We start from the raw sequence: 19,471 nt of genomic DNA, 5'->3' as shown, positions 1-19,471 counted from the left end.
GAGGGTGGCAGTGACCCGTGTGACGACGGCCGATCTCGACCGGCTGGAATTCCGTGCCGTCCAGTCCGGCGACCATGTCGACGTCGCAATGGAGCTCCTCGGCTTGGCCAACAGCGTCGACGCCGACAGCGAGATCTCGCGCGCGGAGGTCTTCGTGCGCGCCGGCGAGCAGTGGGAGATGGCCCAGGAGTTCGAACGGGCCTCGGCCGCCTACCAGCGGGCCATCGACGACGGCGGGACGACGATCGTCGACGCCCGCGCCCTGCAGGCCGGCGCCCTGCTGGAGCTGGACATGATCGACTCCGCCTACGCCCAGCTGGAGCGGCTGCGCACCGAGGGCCCGCGCAACCTGCCCACGTTCATCCACATCGCCGAGACCCTCCAGGCCCACGGCGACCTCACCGGCGCCCAGACCTGGGCGACCCTGGGCATCGAGCGCTTCCGGCACCAGGACGTGTCGTCCTACATCCACGACCTGCTGCTGGAGCTGCTGCGCGCCAGGTTCCGCATCCGGATGGACCTGGGGCTCGTCGAAGACGCCTTCGATCGCCTGCTCGACGACTGGAACCAGCACGACCACCCCGACCGCCGCTGAGGCTGTCGGCACATCAGCGTTGACCTTGTGGCCACCGCAAATGGAAATCGCTTTCCTTTGCGATGGCTACAAGATCAACGGTTTCGGTCCTGCGCGTACTGGCGGCACTCCCCGGTGAACACGGCACCGATCACGGGCGCCAGGATCGCGTCGGCGGCGCCGGACAGCGTCGCCGCTCCCACTGCGGCCTCCGGTTCGCGGTGCAGTTGGGCCGCCAGGCCTTCGCATGTCGCGAGGATGCGGGCGGCCGCAGTCTGCGCATCGACGTCCGGCTCGACCTCGCCGCACGCCGTGCCGTTGGCCACCGCGGTCGCGATCTCTCCGCGCAGCCGGGCCGAGTTTGCCGCTGCGATCCCGGCCAATCCCGGGTTCTCCAGGGAGCGCCCGGCGAAGGCCTGCGTCACCCGGTACTCCGAGCGCCGCTCCTCGTCGAGGGGAAGCAGTTCGCGCAGGGCGGAGTGGAGCACGGCGGCGATGGAGCCGCGCGCCGACTCGCCCTCGGCGATGCGGTCGCCCGCGCGGGCCCCGACGCGCGCCATGACGCGCTCGTAGGCGAAGAGCAGCAGGTCGTCCTTGCTCGGGAAGTAGTGCTGTACGAGGCCGACGGAGAACCCGGCCTCACGGGCGACCCGGGATACCGTCGCGGCGTCCAGTCCGCGGGTGGAGACGACGCTGCGGACGGCGTCGGCGATCTGCCGGCGGCGGGCGTCGTGGTCGGCTACGCGTGGCACCGAATAACCGTATCAGTGTATGGTTCTCTCAGAATAATACGAACATACGGTTATATTTGAGCTCCGGGAGTCCCCATGCCAGCCCCGCCCCCCGTCCTGCGCGCCTGCGCCGCCCTCCTGTGCGGCGTGCTGCTCTCCGTCGCCGCCTGCTCCCCGGCGCGCGCTGCGCCCGCCGGGCCCGCCGCCGGAGCCGCGAGCATCGACGCCTACCTGCGCGAGCGGATGGCGGCCACCGGCACCCCCGGCCTGGCCTACGCCCTCGTCGGGCCCGACGGGCCCGAGCACACGGCCGCCTGGGGCCGCGACGGCGACGGCGCGCCGATCACGGAGGACACCCCGTTCCTCTGGGGCTCCGTCGCCAAGCCGGTCACGGCGACGCTGGTGATGAGCCTGGCCGAGTCCGGCCTGCTGTCACCGGACGACCGCGTGCGCGAACACCTGCCCGGGTTCACCCTCGCGGGCGGGGCCGGCGGCGGCATCACCCTGCGCCATCTGCTGGCGCAGACCAGCGGGATCCCCGCGGGCACCGGGGCGACCGACCGGTTCGACTCCGCCGGCGACCCCTACGGCCGAGCGGTCCCGGCGCTGGCCGGTGTCGAGCCGCTCGCGGCTCCCGGAACACGGCACGTCTACGCCAGCGAGAACTACCTCCTCCTGGGCGCCGTGGTCGAAGCGGTCACCGGTCGGCCCTTCGCCGAGGTGCAGCGACGGCGTGTACTGGAGCCGCTCGGCATGACCGGCGCGATCACCACAGCGCGGGAGGCGCGCGCCGTCGCGCCGGGACACCGCTACGTCTTCGGGAGGCCCGTCGCGTTCGACGCCCCCTACGACGCGGCCGGTGCGAGCTACGGCTACCTCGGCGGCTCGGTCGTCGACCTCGCGCGCTTCGCGGCCGCGAACCTCGGCGCCGGCCGCAAGGGGGACTCGGACGTGCTGTCTGCAGCGTCGTTCGACCGGATGCATACCGGGCAGGCCCGTATCAGCGCCACCCACCGCTACGGACTCGGATGGCGCGCCGACGAGCGCAATCGTGACCTCGGCGTCAGCACGGTCTGGCACGGCGGCGGGGTCAGCGGCTACCAGGCGGCGGTCGTGCTGCTGCCCGAGCGCGCGCGGGCCGTCGTCGTGGTACAGAACGCCTACGGTGGGCTGCAGGACGCCGAGCTGATCGAGACGGGCCTGGGAGCGGCGCGGATGGCCGCCGGGGGCGCCGCGCCCGACGCCTCCGTCGACGGCTGGACCTACCCGGCACTGCTCGCCGTCCTGTGCGCGGTTCTGGCCGCCGCTCTCACCCTCGTCGGCGCCTCGGTGCGCCGGCTGAGGCGCGCAGGAGGGCCCGCTCGGCGGCGGAGCGCCGTCGCGGCGGCCGCCTGGGCCCTCGGCGGAGTCGTGGCAGCCTGGTCGGTGGCCGTGCCCCTTCCGCGCTCCGCGATGGGCGTGGCCGACCTGCGCCGCGTCGCGCTGTGGCAGCCCGACGCGGCGGGACTGCTGGCTGCGGTCGCGGCGGCGGCCCTCATGGTGGCGCTGCTGCGCGCAGCAGCGGCCGCGCGCATACTGCGGGCCGTGCGCGCGGCCCGCACGCGTCAGGCCGCCGCCAGCTCGCGGCCGCGACTGTAGGCGGCGGGCAGGCTGGTGCCGCGGTACTGCGCGCGGGCGATTCCGGCCAGGTGGTGGTCGGCGTTGACCGCGACGCTGTGCGCGACGTGGCCGAAGAGCGGGGCGTCGGACATGGAGTCGCCGTAGGCCACGCAGCGCTGGAGGGGGATTCCGGCGGCGTCGCGGGTCTCCTCGACGATGCGGACCTTGTCCTGCGGTACGAGGATCGCCTCGGGGTCGAGCGGGCGGGAGAACGGCAAGGGCGGGAAGCGGGACGCCGCGACCTCGTCGAAGCCGAAGCCGAGCAGCCGCCGGGCGAAGAAGTCCGGGGACATCGTGACCACGAGCGAGCGCTCGCCGCGCTCCCGGATGTCGGCGCACACCTCGGCGATCCCCTCCAGGAAGGGGGCGCCGGAGAACGCCTCGTCGACCTGGTCCTCGGTGAGCTCCGACCACAGGGCGTGCAGCGTCGCCGAGAAGCCCTTGGTGTCGATCTCCCCGGCGCTGAATGCGCGCTCCAGGTCGAGCAGTTCCGCCTCGGTGCCGCAGATGCGCGCGACCTGTACCGCCGCACTGGTGCCGTGGATGAGGGTTCCGTCCATGTCGAAGACGTGCAGGAGGCTCATGCCGACCGTCCTACCATCCGGTCTCCGGCGGCGTCCCCTCGTTTTCGCCGGCCCCGCTCCCGCGCCGCCGGCGGAAGGCGTTCGGCAGGTTCCCCGACCCCCTGCCTCCGCGCCCCTGCCCGGGCCGCGCGCGGCCTCCGGAGCCGGTGCCGGAGGGGCGACGTTCCTGGTCAGAGTGGTGCAGGCGGGTCAGCGACGAGCCCGCACGGTTCGCGCTCGCTGCGTCCGATGTGGCGATTCGGGAGTTCTATGGCGATCTATGTGCGATCCGACAACCGCGGCTCGCCCCCGTGCGGCGATCGGACAAGTCTGCCGTGCGCAGGACTCGGCGAGGTATCGAAGGCGACTTCACTTCCATATCGGTCATTGCCCGGCGCCGCGATCGAGCGCGAGTATCCATGCATTGCCCGACCACCGGCCAGCACAGAAGGGAGAGCCGATTGGATACGTCGATGCTGGCATCGATCGCCACGTTCGCCGTGTATTTCGTCGTCATGATCGCGATCGGTATCGGGGTCTACAACCGCACGAGGTCGCAGTCGGACTTCGTGCTCGGCGGCCGGAAGCTCAATAGCTGGGTCGCCGCCCTGAGCGCCAACGCGAGCGATTTCAGCGCCTGGCTGCTGCTCGGCCTGCCCGGCGCCATCTACCTCTCCGGTCTGGGGGAGGCCTGGATCGCCGTGGGACTGGGCATCGGATTCGCCGCGAGCTGGTGGCTGATCGCCGGGCGCCTGCGCGTCTACACCGAGCGGGTCACCGACGCCCGCAGCGGCGGCGACTCCGACTCGCTGACGCTGTCCTCCTACCTCGAGAACCGCTTCGCCGACCGCAGCGGCGTGCTGCGCCTGGTGTCGGCGGTGCTCATCCTGGTCTTCTACCTGTTCTACGTGGCTTCCGGTCTCGTGGCGATGGGCGGCCTGTTCAACCAGGTCTTCGGGATGCCCAGCGCCCTCGCGATCATCGTCGGCGTTTCCATCGTGGTCCTCTACACCTTCCTCGGCGGATTCCTCGCGGTGAGCCTCACCGACGTGGTCCAGGCCGTGATGATGTGGATCGCGCTGCTCATCGTCCCCCTCGTGGGCATCGTCGCGATCACCTCCGACCCGGCTCGCGAGGCCGGGAGCTTCGCCGAGATCCTCGGCGGCGTCGAGGGCAGCGTCGGCGACGCACTGGCGCCGATCGTCATCATCTCGGGCCTCGCCTGGGGCGTGGGCTACCTCGGCCAGCCGCACATCCTCGCCCGGTTCATGGGCATCCGCGCGGCCACGGACGTCCGCAAGGCCGGCGCGATCAGCGTCACCTGGGCCTTCACCGCGATGTTCATGGCGCTGGTCCTCGGCTTCACCGGGGCCGTCTACTTCCAGACCCCCCTGAACAATCCCGAGCAGGTCTTCGCCCAGCTCATCCAGGCCCTGCTCAGCCCGTGGGTCGCCGGCCTGCTGCTGGCGGCGATCCTGGCCGCGGTGATGAGCACGGCCGACTCCCAGTTGCTGGTGGGGGCCTCGGCCGTCACCGAGGACGGCTTCCGGCTGTTCCTGCGGGGCCGCGTCTCGACGATGGCGCTGGTCTGGACGAGCCGCGCCGCGGTGGTCGCGATCGCGATCGTGGCCGCCGTCATCGCGCTCTCGGGCAACAACACCATCATGGGCCTCGTCAGCTACGCCTGGGCCGGGTTCGGCGCCGGGTTCGGCCCCGTCATCCTGCTCTCCCTCTACTGGCGCAGGATGAACCGCGCCGCCGCGCTGGCCGGCATGATCGGCGGCGGCGTGACCGCCATCCTGTGGGACGTGCTCGACAACGACGGCATCCACCTGGGACCGATCTCGATCGACGCCTTCGGCACCGGTCTCTACGCGATGGTCCCGGCCGTGGTCGTCAGTCTGGTCGGCATCTTCGTCTTCCAGTCCCTCGGCCGTGCCACGCCGGAGATGGAGGCCGACTTCGACCGGGTCGAAGGCGAGTACTCGTCCCCCGGCGCCCCCGGCGCCGCGTCTCCCGCCCAGCGCTAGCCGACGCTGGGAGCGACCGCCGACGGCGGCCGCACACGCCCTACCCGGCGTGTGCGGCCGCCGTCGTTCTGCCGGGGTAGCGGCGGGGGCGCCGCGATGATTCCGGCCACGCCGGCTCCGTCATGACAGCCGGGCTCTGGCGTGTAACCGGGCGTACCGGTAAAACGGTTGTATGTCCTCCACAACCGCAGATCCGGTCGCCTGGTCGCGGGTCGACGTTTCGGCCGGACTCGGTGTCGGCGCGGTACTCGCCGAACCGGGCGGGTACCGGTTGGAGGCGGGCGAGACGGTCGCCGACGGCGGCGACCGCTTCTCCACCCGCGTCACCGTGCACGCCGACCTGGCCTGGTCGAGCCGCAGCGCGCGGGTGGAGGTCCTCTCCGCCGGCGGAGCGAGCGCCGTCGAGCTGGCGCGGGAGGCCGGCGGCTGGTCGGTGGACGGCGTGCGCGTGCCCGAGCTCGACGGCTGCGTGGACGTGGACGTCGCCGCCACCCCGCTGACCAACACCCTGCCGATCCGGCGGCTGGGGCTGCGCCCGGGCGAGTACCGCGACATCCCGGCGGTCTGGGTCGACGTGCCGAGTCTGCGGGTGCGCCGGCTCGGCCAGCGCTACACCCGGCTCTCCCCCCGCGACGGGCGCGACCGCTACGAGTACCGCGACTCCGCCTTCGGCGCATTCGTCCTCTCGGTGGACCGCGACGGCGTCGTGGTCGACTACGAGGGCCTTGCGGTGCGCGTGCGCTGAACCGCGCCGCGCGGCGGGGCGCGCGCCCGGAGCCGCAGGGACCCGCCGGCACGCGGTTGCGGCGAGGCCGCACCGACCGCCCTATTCCAGGCCCGCGATGGGGCGCCGGGGCTCCACCGGGCGGGAGAGGAGCCCTGCGAGGTGGTCGAGGAACGCGGGGGCGTCGACGTCCTCGACCACCGTGGCGTTGGGCTCCAGCCCGTGCACGCCCCACGACATGGCCGAGTACCCGCGGGTGATCTCGCCGCTCGTCTCCACGTCGACGTTGTAGCGGCCGCTGGCGCGCACCAGTCCGGGGTGCAGCAGCAGAGCCGTGGTCAGCGAGTCCGGGTGGGTGGTCCCGTCGATGCCCACGCTGCGGTCGAACTCCAGGGTGGGCGCGCAGATGCGGGTGAAGAACCGCGCCAGGGAGGTGTCCAGCTCCGCGATCCGGGCGAGCTGGGCCGGGCCGAACACCACCCGCTCCAGCGTCAAGGGGTGCCAGGGGACCACGACCGTCGCGAACCCCGCGGCGAAGACCGCCTTCGCGGCCTCCGGGTCGACGTAGAAGTTGAACTCGGCCGCCGGGGTGATGTTGCCGCGCCCGTTGTTGGAGCCGCCCATGATGTAGAGGGCCTTCACGTTCGCCGCGAACGACGGGTCCTTGAGGGCGGCGGAGGCGATATTGGTCAGCGGGCCGATCGACGCGACCGACAGCTCGCCGGGGTTCTCGGCGGCGAGCCGCACCAGCGCGTCCACGGCGTGCTCGTCCTCGGCGGACTGGTCGGAGACATCGGCCCACAGGCCGCCGGCTCCGTCGCCGTGCACGTTCTCGGCGCTGACCCAGGGGCGCATCAGAGGGCGCCTGCAGCCAGCGTGCACCGGCACCTCGCCCAGCCGTCCCGCGGCGTTGAGGGTGAGGAAGGCGTTGTGGACCTGGCGATCGAACCCGACGTTTCCCGCGACCATGGTGATGGCCCGCAGGTCGGCCTCCTCATCCAGCAGCCCGACCAGCAGGGCGACACAGTCGTCCTGAGCGGTGTCGGTGTCGATGACGAGCGGGACTGGCATCGCTGCTCCGGTGGCCGGTCGGGATTCGGGCTGCGCCCAAAGGCTAGTCGCGATCGGCCCTTCGCGCCGAGAAAACTTTCAGAGCTCTCCCGATTTCGGTTGATGTCCGACATCTCAGAGATATACGAGCCGCCCTGGGGCATGGGAGCGCTCCCAGTTAGACTTGCGGCAGGCCGGGAGATCGCCGGGGTGGAAAACCCGCGAAGTCGTTGAACCGGAGCAATTGTGTATACAATCTGCTGAGAAGGTTGTCGAAGCGCCGCTGGTGCGGCAGAATTCGGCGGTGGATGGTGGTTCCTCTGGGGCTGACGCGACCAGGTCGCCGCCCGAGGCCGGTGCGAGCGCGGACCGTTCCCGGCCTCCCGGCGCGACGGTCCGGCGGCCCGATCGAGCGGTTGTTCCCCCGGCCCGAGGAACGGCAAGCACCCTAAGGCGGTGGCCCGATATGGCCCAGGTCGACGGAGTGGACGACGACGTCGGAATCTACACGCTGCAGGCGTTCCGCACTTTCCCCGGGACGCCTGACGAATGCCGTGAGGCCCGTCTCTGGGCACGGACGCGCATGCGCCCCTTTCCGGACGTCGCCGACGCGGTCGAGCTCGTCGTCAGCGAGTTCTTCGGCAACGCCATCCGTCATAGCGCCTCCGGCGAGCCCGGCGGCGCCGTGTTCATCAGCCTCGTCGGCCTGGTCTCGGGTGCGCTGCACCTGGAGGTGCACGACGAGGGCCCCCGCAGCGACTTCCCCCGCACCGCGGCCCGCGTGGTCTCGCCGGACCTCGAACGGTCCGACGGCCGCGGCCTCTTCCTCGCCGCCGCGCTGACCAAGGAGTGGGGCCGGCTGCCCGTCCAGGGCGGCCCCGGCTACGCCGAGCGCGGCTACACCAGCATCTTCGACGCCGTCGGCGAGCACGAGGGCGCCGAGCACACCGGCCCCATGATCACCTGGGCCGACTTCACCACCTCGGTGCGTACCGTCGGTGCCGCGGCCGCCGAACGCGACCTGGCGAGCTGAACCCGCTCACGCCCGGTGGGCGCACGCGGGTCAGGAAGGCGGCTACGGTGCGACCTCCGGGCTCCTGGGCCGGCGGCAGTCGCTGCTCAGCGCGCGCACCAGTGCGACCATCATCAGGAAGCCGATCACGAAGAACGGCAGTCCCACCACGATGATCACCTCGGTCAGGGCGTCCAGCCCGCTCTGCCCGGTCGCCGCCAGCAGTGTCGCCGCCACGACTCCCTCGGTCACCGCCCAGAACACCCGCTGGCGCACGGGTCCAGCCGTCTCGCTGCCCGAGCAGAGCATGTCGACCACCAGCGACGCCGAGTCCGAGGACGTGGTGAAGAAGATCGCCACGATCACCACCGCGAAGCCCGACACCAGCGTGGTCAGCGGGTAGTTCTCCAGGAACGCGAACAGCGCGCCCGGGATGTCCTGCTGGTCGACCACCGCGCGGACCAGCCCGCCCTGCCCGTCCATCTGGATGTTGAAGGCCGACAGCCCGAAGACGCTGAACCAGACGATGGTGAAGGCAGTGGGCAGCCCCAGCACGCCGAAGACGAACTGGCGGATCGTGCGGCCCTTGGAGATGCGGGCGATGAAGATGCCGACGAACGGCGACCAGGTGATGGTCCACGCCCAGTAGAAGACGGTCCAGTCGCCCTGCCAGCCGCTGTGGCCGAACGTGTCGTTCCAGAAGGACAGCGGTATCAGCCAGCTGGCGTAGATGCCGACGCTCTCGATGGTGCCGCGCACCAGGTACAGCGGCGCGCCGGTGACGATGATGAACAGCAGCAGCGCGACCGCCATGACGATGTTGATGTTCGACAGCCGCCGGACGCCCTTGTCCAGCCCGAGGGACACCGAGGTGACGGCGATGAGGGTGATCACCGCGATGATGACGACCTGGGCGGTCTTGCTCTCCGGCACGCCGAAGAGCGCGGACAGGCCGCTGTTGATCTGCAGGGTGCCCAGCCCCAGCGAGACGGCGACGCCGAACAGCGTGCCCATGACGGCGGTGATATCGATGGCGCGCCCGATGGGGCCGTTGATCCGGTCGCCCAGGAACGGGTGGAAGATCGAACTCACCCGCACCGGCAGCCCGCGCTTGTAGATGAAGTAGGCGAACGCCAGCGCCGGAAGGCAGAAGATGGTCCAGGTGTGCAGGCCGAAGTGGTACAGCGTGTAGCCCATGGCCTGCTCGGCGGCCGCCACGGACTGGGGCTTGACGTTGCCCTGCGGGGGCTCGGCGAAGTGGCTGATCGGCTCGGCGACGCCCCAGAACATCAGGATGGTGCCGATGCCCGCGGCGAAGAGCATGGCGAACCACGTGAGCGTGCCGTACTCGGGGCGCTCATCCTTGCCGCCCAATCGCACGCGCCCGTACCGGGTGAGGGCAAGCCCGATAAGGAAGATCAGGAACGTCGTGACGCCGAGGATGTAGAACCAGCCGAGTTTGCTGAGGATCCACGCCGACACGCCGCCGAACAGCGCGTCGATGGCGTCGGTGAACGCGATCGACGCGACGACGAACACCACGGTCAATCCCGCCGAAACGAAGAAGATGAGCGGGTTCGTATCCAGCCCGATCCTGCGGATGAGTTTCTGCACCATCGGTTTTCCTTTCAACGGACCGCCGGTGGGGGCCGCCTCGCTCGCGCCGCGCGACCTGGGATGATGCGGAAGGGGCGGGTGAATTCGCCGATCCGCCGGTGCGGCCGCCGGGTGCGCCGATTGAGATCATGGCATATGGGAGACTGGGCGGGCGGTGCCCGTCCACAGCCCGCGCGTCGGAACCCATTCGCGGTATCCGGAGAAATCAGGGCAAGTGCACGCCCCGAACCCCGCCGATCTTGTAGCTATCGTGAGGGAAAGCGATTTCCGTTTGCGATAGCTACAAGATCGACGGTGAATTGGCGAGTGCCGCGGCGGCCGGTTCGCGCGTCCCCCACCCCGGCTGCGGCCTGCTGGGCCTCGGACGCAAGCGCCCGAGGCGCAGGACGGCTCTCAGGGGCCGGTCGGCGCCTCGGCCGTGCCGTCGTCCCCGCCCTCGCTCTCCCCGCCGGTCTCCTCGCCCTCATCCGTGTCGTCATCGGGCTCGGAACGGGGTTCGGGGCTGTGGTCGTCGGTGGGCTCGGGCGTCCACGTGTGCGGCGTGTCGGTCTCGTATCCCGGGTCCCCGGTCGCGGGCGGCGGGGTGGCCTGCTCGGTGCCGTCCCAGCCCTCGGCGGGCCCCTCCTGCGACTGCTGCGCGTCGGGGGAGGGCGACTCGGATGCCGTGGCGTCCGGTACCTCCTCGCGGGCGGGGTTGGCGTTCCCGGGCCCGGGTACCGAGTCCCAGGCCAGCCAGCCGGCGAGGCCGAGTGCGAGCAGCAGCAGGGCGGCGGCCACGCCCCACTCGGCGCGCCTGCGACCGCGCCCGCGTCCGCCCCCAAGGGCGCCGCGCCCGCCGGCGGCGGGAGGCCCGGGCGGCGGTCCGGATCCGCCGCCCGCGGGCTCGCGGTAGCCGCCGGCGGCTGGACCTGCGGTGTAGCGGTAGCCGGAGTCCGCGCCCTCGGGTGCCCGGAGACCGCCGTCGGCCGCTCCGGTGCCCGGACCGGCCGGTTCCCGGCGCGCGGGGTCGGCGGCCGTACTTCCGCGTTCGGACTCCGCCGCACCGGCGCCGCTCCTCGGCCCGCCGGGACCCGGCGCCTCGGCTGTTCCGCCGGCCGCTGCCGGATCGCCGTCGCGTGCCCCGAAGGCGCTGCCGGCCCCCGCATCGGCTCCCGCAGCGCCCGCCGCCCCCGGCAGGGCGACGAACGTCGCGGTGTCGGCGACGCGGGGCCGCGCCTCGGTGGCTGCGCTGTAGCCGTCATGCAGGACGGCGGTCACCGCCGCGCTGTCGAGGGCGGCCGGGTCGCGGCCGATCAGCGTGCTCAGCGCCTGCACGGCGGTCGGGCGCCGACCGGGGTCCTTGTCCAGGCACACCGCCAGCAGCGGCCGCAGGCGTTCGGCCACGCCGTCGAGCCGGGGCGGTTCGTGCAGAACGTTGTGGATGGTGTCGTGGACGGTGCCGTCGCTCGCGAACGGCGTGGTGCCCGTCGCCGCGTAGACCATGACGCCTGCCCACGCGAACACGTCGGTGGCGGGTTCGAGGGCCCTGCCGCGGATCTGCTCGGGGGCCATGTAGGCGGGCGTACCCGAGATCGAGCCCGCCTGGGTGAGGGTGGCGTCGGTCGAGCGCGCGATGCCGAAGTCGATGACACGGGGACCGTCCGGACCGAGCAGGACGTTGGCCGGCTTGAGGTCGCGGTGCACCACCCCGGCCTCGTGGATGGCCACGAGCGCGGTGGCCGACGCGATGGCGAGGCGGTCCAGCGCACTGCCGCGGTGCGGGCCGTCGCGCCGCACCGCCTGGCGCAGCGTGGGTCCTTCGATGTACTCGCTGGCGACATAGGGCGGATCGGAGTCGAGGTCGAACGACCGCACCGCGGCGGTGCAGAATGCCGCCACGCGGCGGGTCGCCTCGACCTCCTTGGCCAGGCCGGCGCGCACGCGGTGGTCGGCAGCGGCCCATTCGCCGCTGAGGACCTTGACGGCGGTGCGCTCGCCGTCAGGGCCGGTGCCGAGGTAGACGACGCCCTGGCCACCCCGGCCGATCTGCGCGATCAGGGTGTAGGGGCCGATGCGTTCGGGGTCTTCGGGACGCAGTGGACTGGTCAAGCGCGTGCTCCCCTCCACGCGGCGCGGCGGTGCCGCGCTTTCGCAGGAACCGCGCCGGGACGGAAGTGCCGGGCACGCGGCCCCGGTGTCAGAGAACCACAAGCCGGCCTGACCCGCCCGCCACACAACACTTGCCTGTGGCCGAGCGGTGCGGCCTCTCCGAGGTCGCCATCGGCCCATGGGAGGCACGCCGGCCCGCCGCGTGCAGCGGTGGGTGCCGCGGCCCGACCGGCGTCCTGTCCTGCACGGTTTCCTGTTAGGACGCCGCCCGCGCGCCGAAGGTTCACCGCATTCGCCGCGCCGCCTTCGCGGCGACCGCACCCCCGGACGACCACGGCTTAGCGAGCGTGCCCTCACCGCGTTTCCGCCGGTCAGACGCGAATTGGCGCCGACTACCCCCTCCCGCGCAGGGCCGGGCGATGCGACCATGGGGCCATGCGAACGCTGAGCGACCCCGTCGACGTCGAGGAGTCGGCGTGGCCCGCGTTGGAGGAGGAGTTCGCGCGCAGCTCCGTCCCCGTTCGCGTGCTGCCCGCCAAGGCTCCTCGCCGCGGGCGCTCGGCCCTGCTGCAGATACAGGTCACGGTGCGCTCGGCGCTGGGCGCCATCGTGGTCCACTCGGGCGGGCTGCTGCTCGACTCCGGGTGGCTGCGGGTCTTCGGCGGGACGGGGGCCGGCCACCGCGAAGCGCTGCCCAGCCTGGCGCGGATCAACGCCTTCCCCGCTCCAGCCGACCCCGACCGGTGGCCCGAGGGCGGCCTGGTGGTCGCGCACGACGTCCTCGGCGGCGTGTTCGCCGTCAACGGTTCCGACGCAGAGGAGGCCGGCCGCCCCGGCGATCCCGGCGAGATCGCCTACTTCGCGCCCGACACCCTGGAGTGGGAGCCGTTGGAGCTGGGGCACGGGGCGTGGCTGTCGTGGGTGCTCTCGGGCGGGCTGGAGCGCTTCTGCGGCGATCTGCGCTGGCCGGGCTGGCGCGAGGACGTCGGCGGCCTGGCCCCCTCCCACGGCATCCGTGTGGAGCCGTGCCTGTGGTCGGCCGCGGCTCGGTGCGGCATCCACCGCGCCGAGCGCCGCCCGGTGCCGATGTCCGAACTGATCGGCCTGTACCGCGAGGAGACCGCCCGCCTGGGCCTGGGCGCTCCCGGCTTCCTCGGCCACGCCGCCCACGCCCGGACCGGCGGTGCGCGCGACCGCTGACCCACGGGCGGGAGTCCGCGGGCGACGATGATCGCGTTGCCCGTCGTTGCCGGGGCGCGGTAGGAACGACGGCATGACGACCCTCGGCGCGGTGTTCCGCCCCCAACTGCCCCCCGAGCGCCTGCGTTCCGTGGTCCGCACGGCCGAGGCGTCGGGCCTGGACGAGCTCTGGCTGTGGGAGGACTGCTTCCTGGAGAGCGGGATCGCCACCGCGGCGGCGGCCCTGGCCTGGACCGAGCGGCTGCGGATCGGCGTCGGCCTGCTTCCGGTCCCCCTGCGCAACGTCGCGTTGACCGCCATGGAGGCGGCCACCCTCCACCGCCTCTTCCCGGACCGGGTCACGCTCGCCGTGGGCCACGGGATACAGGACTGGATGGCGCAGGCGGGCGCGAAGGCGGCGTCGCCCCTGACTCTGCTGGACGAGTACACCGCGGCGCTGCGGGCGCTGCTGCGGGGCGAGCGCGTCACGACCGAGGGCCGCTACGTCCGCCTCGACGGCGTCGCCTTGGACTGGCCGCCCGCGACCGCGCCCCCGCTGTTCACCGGTGCGCTCGGTCCCCGCACGCTCCGGCTGGCGGGGCGCGTGGCGGACGGGACCGTCCTCGACGCGCACGTGGGGACCGACGGCGTGCGGGAGGCCCTGCGCGTCGTCGGCGAGGGGCGCGCCGAGGCGGGGCGGACGGGCGGCCACGCTGTCGTGTCCTACATACTCACGGCCACCGGACCGGGCGCCGCCGAGCGGCTGGCCGCGGAGCTGGAGCACGAGGGGATCTCCGCGGTCCCCGACGTCGCGGTGGCCGGCGACGCAGAGGCCGTCGCGGGCGCGGTCCGGCGCCGCGCGGAGGCCGGCGCCGGCACAGTGGTCCTCCAGCCCACCGGCGACGAGCCGGACCCGGAGGGCTTCGTGCGGTTCGCCGCCGAGGAGGTCCGTCCTCTGGTCGGCTGATCCGCCGCGGTCCGGCGACCGGCGGCCCTCGCCCGGGGCCGGTGCGCGATGCCACCGCCGCCCCGGCCCGGGGCCGAGGCGCGGTGGACGGGACCCGGCCCCACCTGCGGCCGAGAAGGGCGCCTGCTTCCGGCGCCGCTCCGCCACGCTTGGTGGCCACCGCCGCACACCCGGGTCCCCCCGCGCCGCGTCACGCTGCGCAATCGCGTGTCGCGGTCGGTGCGTCCGCCGCCGCCCGCCCGCCGGCCCCGATGTCGTTCCTGCTCAGCGTGCCGACGCTGCCGAGAAGCCGGGCGAACCCGTCAATCCGGATTCCTGAAACCGGATGATCGCGGCAAACCCTCCGGAAACCGTGACGGCGAGGGGGCGAGTTCGATACTTTCGGTTCTTCAGGTAAAAATACGAACCGTGATCATCGGTGCGCGTCGAATCGGCATTGGGTGCCTCATTCCAACAGCGGGTGCCGCACTCTCCGTAGGCCTCCCGTATGGCCGCATAGGGACCCAAGGCCTCGAACGGGTCATACCGCCGCAAACCGGATCATCTTCGGTCTCTTCTCAGGAAGCGACCGTGCCCGCGCAAAGCCGGTCTGAGCACCGATAATGCCCGAAATCGGGACGGGTTTTGACGATTCGGTAACGGCGTCTGTAGGGTTCACCACCGAGTTCTCCCGCGCATCTCCTTCCCCTCCCCACTCCCATTGAGGTGCCTATCGTGACGAACGATTCCGCAACCATCTACGAGCGCATTGGCGGCCACGAGGCGATTGCCGCCGTGGTCGACGACCTCTACGTGCGCATTCTCGACGACCCGCAACTCGCAGGTTTCTTTACAGGAACCAACCTGGCCAAGCTCAAAGGCCGCCAGGTGGAGTTCTTCAGCGCCGCCCTGGGCGGCCCGGACGTCTATGACGGCGGCGCCATGGACGCGGTCCACCGCGGCCGCGGCATCGAGCAGTCCCACTTCGACCAGGTGGCCGCCCACCTCATCGAGTCGCTCAAGGCCGCCGGCGTGCCCGGTGCGACCGTCGACGAGATCGTGGCCGTCGTCGCTCCGCTCTCCGACGACATCGTCGGGGGCTCGGGCGAGAAGGCCTCCGCTGCGGCCGACTGAGCCGCAGGCACGACCCCTCCCGGACGGTCGGCCACCGGTGCCTGCGGCCCGGTGCCGTCCCCGCGGAGGCCCCAGGGCACCACGGCCGTGCACCGCCGGGGTCCGCTACCCGCGGATCCGCGCCGCCGCGGCCGGCGGTGCCGGTCGGCGCGCTGCGCTGACCGCTTCTGCCATATGCCCCCGGCTGTGCCGGACGCGTCCCCGAATGGACGCGGCGGTCCCCGGGTGCACTCCGTAAGGATCTGATACGTGGATGTCACGCGGCTGAAGGACAGCTGGAAGAAGGTCGCGGCCTACGGCGACGAAGTGCCGCTCTTCTTCTACTCGACTCTGTTCCTCACCCACCCCGAGACCCGGCGGTTGTTCCCCGTGAGCATGTCGGCTCAGCGCGACCGGCTGGTGGGGGCGCTCGGGCGCATCATTACCGAGGTCGACCGGCTCGACGAGCTGGTGCCCTTCCTCCAGCAGCTCGGGCGCGACCACCGCAAGTTCGCGGTCGTCGCCGAGCACTACCCGGCCGTGGGCCAGGCGCTGCTGCACACCCTGTCGCACTTCTTGGGGCAGGAGTGGAAGCCCGAGCTGGCAGAGGATTGGAGCGAGGCCTACGGCCTGGTCGCCAAGGTGATGACCGAGGCCGCCGACGAGGCCTCCACAAGTACCCCGCCCTGGTGGGACGCGCGCATCGTCCGGCACGAGCGCCGCACCGCCGACGTCGCGGTCGTGTCCGTCCAGCCCGAATACGAGCTGGACTTCGTCCCCGGCCAGAGCGTGGCCGTGGAGTCGCGCCTGCGCCCCAACGTGTGGCGGTACTTCACACCCGCCAACGCGCCGCGCCGCAACGGCACCATCGACTTCCACGTCCGGCTGGTCGGCGGCGGCCCGGTCAGCACCGCGCTGGTCCAGGGCGTGCAGGTGGGCGACACCCTCCGGCTGGGGCCTCCGGTGGGCGACCGGCTGAAGATCTCCGGTGCCCGCGATGTGCTCATGGTGGCGGGCGGCACCGGGCTGGCGCCGTTCAAGGCCATGCTCGAACAGCTGCGCGCCGAAGCCGCCGGTGGAGGGCCCGAGCGCCGTGCCCATCTGTTCGTCGGCGCGCCCTACGCCCGCGACCACTACGATTACCCTGCGCTGCACGAGATGACCGGGCAGTGCCCGTGGCTGCGCGTCGTGCCGTGCGTGTCGCGCGAGCCGGCGCGTCCGGGCGCCGAAGCCGGCGACGCGGTCGACGTGGCGCTGCGCTACGGGCCCTGGTCACAGGAGGACGTCTACGTCTGCGGCTCGCCCGACATGGTCACCGGCACCGTCCAGCGCCTCGCCGGGGCCGGAGTGGCCACGGAGCGCGTCCGCTACGAGGACTTCGACAGCACCAGCACGAGCGGAGGAAATCCGTGACCGCACGCGAGGACACGGGTCCGATGAACCGGTCCCACCAACGGCTGAGTCCAGAGCGCGTCCGTGCCGAGGATTTCTCCCGGACCCCGCTGGGACGGCGCGGGTACAACGAGGAGGAGGTCCGGCGGTTCATCGGCCGTGTCGCCGAGGACATCGCCGCCAGCGACGCCGAGAAGGCCAGCCTGCGTGCCGAGATCGACAGGCTGCGCAGGCGCTACCGCGAGCAGAACAACTCCGCCGCCGCCACCGAAGGGCCGCCCGCCGACGCGGTCAACCTCCTCTCGGCGGCACAGCAGCAGGCCGACGCCTACGTCGCCCAGGCACAGGAGTACTGCCGCCAGCTCACCGACCAGGCCCGTCAGCAGGCCGACGACATACTGGTGGAGGCTCGGGACCAGGCGGGTGTCGCCGCCGAGGAGGCCGCGCGCGGCTACCGCGCCAGCGCGGGGTCCTCCTACGACGCCGACTTGGAGGAGATGGAGCGCCGCGTCGCCTGGATCCAGACGTTCTGCCGTGCGGTGCAGATACAGATGCAGGCGGCCAGCGACGCCTTCTCCAAGGAGATCACGCGGTTGAGCGAGTTCACCTCGGACAGCGTCGGGCGCACCGGCGCACCGGTCGACGCCGAGGGGGCGCACCGCTCGCGGCAGGCCCCGCGGGAGTCGGAGGCCCACAGCGGGATCGGCCCCGATCCCGAGGACATCTACCGCCAGCGCACCCCCGCCCAGACCGACCCCGGCCGGAGCCCCATCGACGGCATGCCCACCGCCTGGCCGCAGCGCGGCTGACCGCGGCGCGGCCGTCCGGCGGCGCATTCGGCGGCCGCCGCCCCGAGCGCTGCGCGGCGCCGCCCCGCCGCGCACGCGTGAAGCCGTGCCCCCCGGGGTGGCACCGACCCGGGGAGCACGGCCTGCTGTGCGAACAGCGAGTGTTTTAGTCGGGCATCATCCTCTCGTTAGACGCTGGGGTGGGCGTTGGCCAGCAGTTCCTGGAACTGGGCCGAGAACCAGTGGCCGGCGATGGGCGCGTCGGGCAGCGCGCCGGAAGGGCTGTTGCCGTTGCGCACGTTGCCCTCGTAGGTGGGGTCGCACATGCGGTCGAAGCCCTTGCCCTCGTCGTTGTCGATCTCCTCGCTGGAGCCGTCGGACTCGCCGGGCGGCTTGATCCAGGAGTAGGCGTCGATGCCGGAGGCGGGAGCCGCCTGGGGACGCTCGCCCAGGCCCGCGCCGGACTGGTTGCACCAGTTGCCGGGATGGATGCGGCGGTCGACGCGGCTCTCCTCGACGAACGTGTTCAGGTCGGACGACGAACTCGGCCCGCTCGGCCGCTCGGAGCCGCCCCAGCCGTTGCGGGAGGTGTCGATGAGCATGCCGATGTCGGAGTTGAAGCCCTGGGACACCGCCTCGGAGCGCAGCGCCTGCGCGAACGACTGCTCGTCGATGTACTGGTTCCAGTCGACCCAGTCGGACTGGCGCACCTGCTGGCCGTTGACCGTGTCGTTGACGTCGAAGTGCGGCTCGACCAGGGCCGAGTAGTTCGCGGTGTTCACGGCGAACCCGTGGACGTCGTCGACCGTGGCGCCGGCGGCGTTGGCCGCCTCGCGGAACATCTCGACGGAGGGGGCGAGGTTGGTGTCCCAGCCGATCCAGCCGTGGTGGCCCGCGTCGACGTAGTTGTACACGTTGGGGATGTCGCCCAGCGTGTTCAGCGCATAGCCGACCCCCTCGACGTAGTTGCCGTTCTCCAGCATCGTGTCGCAGTTCTCGGTCACGGTGTCGCGGCCGCTCACGTTCGTGACGAGGTTCGGCAGCGAGTCCGGCTCGATGATGGTGGCGATGCGCAGGTTGGAGTACTTCTCATCGTCCATGATGTCGGCGATGGGGTCGATGTACTCCGTCTTGTAGCGGCCGATCTCCTCCGGGCCGAGCTCGCCGTTGGAGGCGAGCGCCGCGCAGTCGCGGCCCGGGAGGTCGTAGATGACCACCTGGACGGTCATCGGCCGGTCGCCGGCCTGGGCGAGCGCCTCGTCGAGGTGGTCGCGCAGGCCCATGTTGCCGGTGGTCGGACTGTCGTTGCCTTCGATGGCGCCGATCCGGTCCAGCCACAGGGCCGTGGGCTCGTCGGCGATCGCACTGCCGCCCGGCTCTGCGGCGGCCTTGTCCGACCACACCGGGTTGACGTAGAGGTCAGCGCCCGCGTAGGGGTTGTCGACCCGCTCGCCGGGCTCGGGGTCGGGGTCGGGAGTCTCGGACGGGTCCGGGTCGGGCGTCTCCGTCGGGTCCGGGTCGGGCTCGCCAGTACTCCCGTCGCAGGCCACCCCGTTGAGGGTGAACTCCGACGGCACATCGGCGCCGCCGCTTCCGTTGAAGCCGAACTGGACGGTGCCGTCGGTGTCCAGCGTGCCGTTCCACGAGGTGTTGGACACCGTCACGTGCTGGCCCGACTGGCTGAAGTCGCCGCTCCAGCCGTTGGTGACCTGCTGGTCGCCGGGGAAGTCCCACTCCAGCTGCCAGCCGTCGAGGGAGTCGCCGAGGTTGGTGACCGACACGTTGGCCGAGAACCCGCTGCTCCACTCGTTGCTGACCGAGTACTCCACCTCGCAGCCCTCGGCCGCGTAGGCGGGGAGCGCCACGCCGAGCGCGGCGGCACTCATCGCGAGTGCCGACACGCCCGCCACGGCCTTGCCCGACCGCCATCGGGCGCGCCCGCTCTGGGGCTGTCCTCTCATTGGTCCTCCTTGTTGTGACCCGCCGACCGGACCTCTCCGGTGCG

16 protein-coding genes are annotated in these 19,471 nt (G+C 72.1%); 10 read left to right on the top strand and 6 right to left on the bottom strand.

Annotated elements, in window-relative coordinates:
* The first annotated feature begins 10 nt into the window (after nt 1-10).
* Nucleotides 11-595 carry a tetratricopeptide repeat protein gene (locus RM446_RS06785; protein WP_311544288.1) on the top strand — a complete coding sequence of 195 codons (585 nt, stop codon included), beginning with the start codon at nt 11-13 and terminating at the stop codon, nt 593-595.
* Between the two features lie 74 nt (nt 596-669).
* Here the strand turns inward: RM446_RS06785 and RM446_RS06780 are convergent, their stop codons facing one another.
* The gene (locus RM446_RS06780) at nt 670-1,326 is read right to left on the bottom strand and encodes a TetR/AcrR family transcriptional regulator (protein ID WP_311544287.1); all 657 of its coding nucleotides are present in this window, start codon (nt 1,324-1,326) and stop codon (nt 670-672) included.
* A 75-nt stretch (nt 1,327-1,401) separates the two neighbouring features.
* On the opposite strand from RM446_RS06780, the gene RM446_RS06775 reads away from it, so the two are divergent.
* Nucleotides 1,402-2,943 (top strand): serine hydrolase domain-containing protein, encoded by a 1,542-nt coding sequence (locus tag RM446_RS06775; RefSeq protein ID WP_311544286.1) that lies wholly within the window; start codon nt 1,402-1,404, stop codon nt 2,941-2,943.
* On the opposite strand, the gene RM446_RS06770 is transcribed toward RM446_RS06775, so the two are convergent.
* Nucleotides 2,910-3,548 carry an HAD family hydrolase gene (locus tag RM446_RS06770; RefSeq protein WP_311544285.1) on the bottom strand — a complete coding sequence of 213 codons (639 nt, stop codon included), beginning with the start codon at nt 3,546-3,548 and terminating at the stop codon, nt 2,910-2,912. The genes RM446_RS06775 and RM446_RS06770 overlap by 34 nt on opposite strands.
* A gap of 452 nt (nt 3,549-4,000) precedes the next feature.
* Here RM446_RS06770 and putP point away from each other — a divergent pair, with 452 nt between their 5' ends.
* Nucleotides 4,001-5,557, top strand: coding sequence for a sodium/proline symporter PutP (putP, locus tag RM446_RS06765; protein ID WP_311544284.1), 1,557 nt, complete (start codon nt 4,001-4,003; stop codon nt 5,555-5,557).
* Between the two features lie 172 nt (nt 5,558-5,729).
* Nucleotides 5,730-6,302: a putative glycolipid-binding domain-containing protein gene (locus RM446_RS06760; protein WP_311544283.1), complete on the top strand. Its 573-nt coding sequence runs from the start codon at nt 5,730-5,732 to the stop codon at nt 6,300-6,302.
* An 81-nt stretch (nt 6,303-6,383) separates the two neighbouring features.
* Here RM446_RS06760 and RM446_RS06755 read toward each other — a convergent pair whose 3' ends face one another.
* Nucleotides 6,384-7,352, bottom strand: a complete 969-nt coding sequence (locus RM446_RS06755) for a nucleoside hydrolase (RefSeq protein ID WP_311544282.1) — start codon at nt 7,350-7,352, stop codon at nt 6,384-6,386.
* A gap of 445 nt (nt 7,353-7,797) precedes the next feature.
* Here RM446_RS06755 and RM446_RS06750 point away from each other — a divergent pair, with 445 nt between their 5' ends.
* On the top strand, nt 7,798-8,364 hold the full coding sequence (locus RM446_RS06750; RefSeq protein WP_311544281.1) for an ATP-binding protein: 567 nt from the start codon (nt 7,798-7,800) through the stop codon (nt 8,362-8,364).
* A gap of 42 nt (nt 8,365-8,406) precedes the next feature.
* Here the strand turns inward: RM446_RS06750 and RM446_RS06745 are convergent, their stop codons facing one another.
* Nucleotides 8,407-9,960, bottom strand: coding sequence for a BCCT family transporter (locus tag RM446_RS06745; RefSeq protein ID WP_398694613.1), 1,554 nt, complete (start codon nt 9,958-9,960; stop codon nt 8,407-8,409).
* 393 nt (nt 9,961-10,353) lie between these two features.
* The gene (locus RM446_RS06740; RefSeq protein WP_311544280.1) at nt 10,354-12,048 is read right to left on the bottom strand and encodes a serine/threonine-protein kinase; all 1,695 of its coding nucleotides are present in this window, start codon (nt 12,046-12,048) and stop codon (nt 10,354-10,356) included.
* A gap of 435 nt (nt 12,049-12,483) precedes the next feature.
* Between RM446_RS06740 and RM446_RS06735 the strand changes: the two genes are divergently transcribed.
* The 5 genes from RM446_RS06735 (at nt 12,484) to RM446_RS06715 (ending at nt 17,487) form a co-directional block, all read left to right on the top strand.
* The gene (locus RM446_RS06735; protein ID WP_311544279.1) at nt 12,484-13,248 is read left to right on the top strand and encodes a DUF2625 family protein; all 765 of its coding nucleotides are present in this window, start codon (nt 12,484-12,486) and stop codon (nt 13,246-13,248) included.
* Nucleotides 13,249-13,321: 73 nt separating this feature from the next.
* Entirely contained in the window at nt 13,322-14,194 is an 873-nt protein-coding gene (locus RM446_RS06730; RefSeq protein ID WP_311544278.1) for an LLM class flavin-dependent oxidoreductase, read from the top strand.
* A 714-nt stretch (nt 14,195-14,908) separates the two neighbouring features.
* A complete protein-coding gene (locus RM446_RS06725; RefSeq protein WP_311544277.1) occupies nt 14,909-15,307 on the top strand; it encodes a group I truncated hemoglobin in 399 nt (132 codons plus the stop codon).
* 249 nt (nt 15,308-15,556) lie between these two features.
* Complete coding sequence (locus RM446_RS06720; protein ID WP_311544276.1) at nt 15,557-16,699, top strand: globin domain-containing protein; 1,143 nt, start codon at nt 15,557-15,559, stop codon at nt 16,697-16,699.
* Nucleotides 16,696-17,487, top strand: coding sequence for a DivIVA domain-containing protein (locus RM446_RS06715; RefSeq protein WP_311544275.1), 792 nt, complete (start codon nt 16,696-16,698; stop codon nt 17,485-17,487). The genes RM446_RS06720 and RM446_RS06715 overlap by 4 nt, the downstream gene beginning before the upstream one ends.
* 167 nt (nt 17,488-17,654) lie before the next feature.
* Here the strand turns inward: RM446_RS06715 and RM446_RS06710 are convergent, their stop codons facing one another.
* The gene (locus RM446_RS06710; RefSeq protein WP_311544274.1) at nt 17,655-19,427 is read right to left on the bottom strand and encodes a glycoside hydrolase family 6 protein; all 1,773 of its coding nucleotides are present in this window, start codon (nt 19,425-19,427) and stop codon (nt 17,655-17,657) included.
* Nucleotides 19,428-19,471 lie beyond the last annotated feature (44 nt).

The organism is Streptomonospora wellingtoniae, from assembly GCF_031845375.1.
GTDB lineage: Bacteria > Actinomycetota > Actinomycetes > Streptosporangiales > Streptosporangiaceae > Streptomonospora > Streptomonospora wellingtoniae.
Note: the sequence above shows the minus strand (reverse complement) of the source record. Positions and strands in the feature narration are given on the sequence as shown.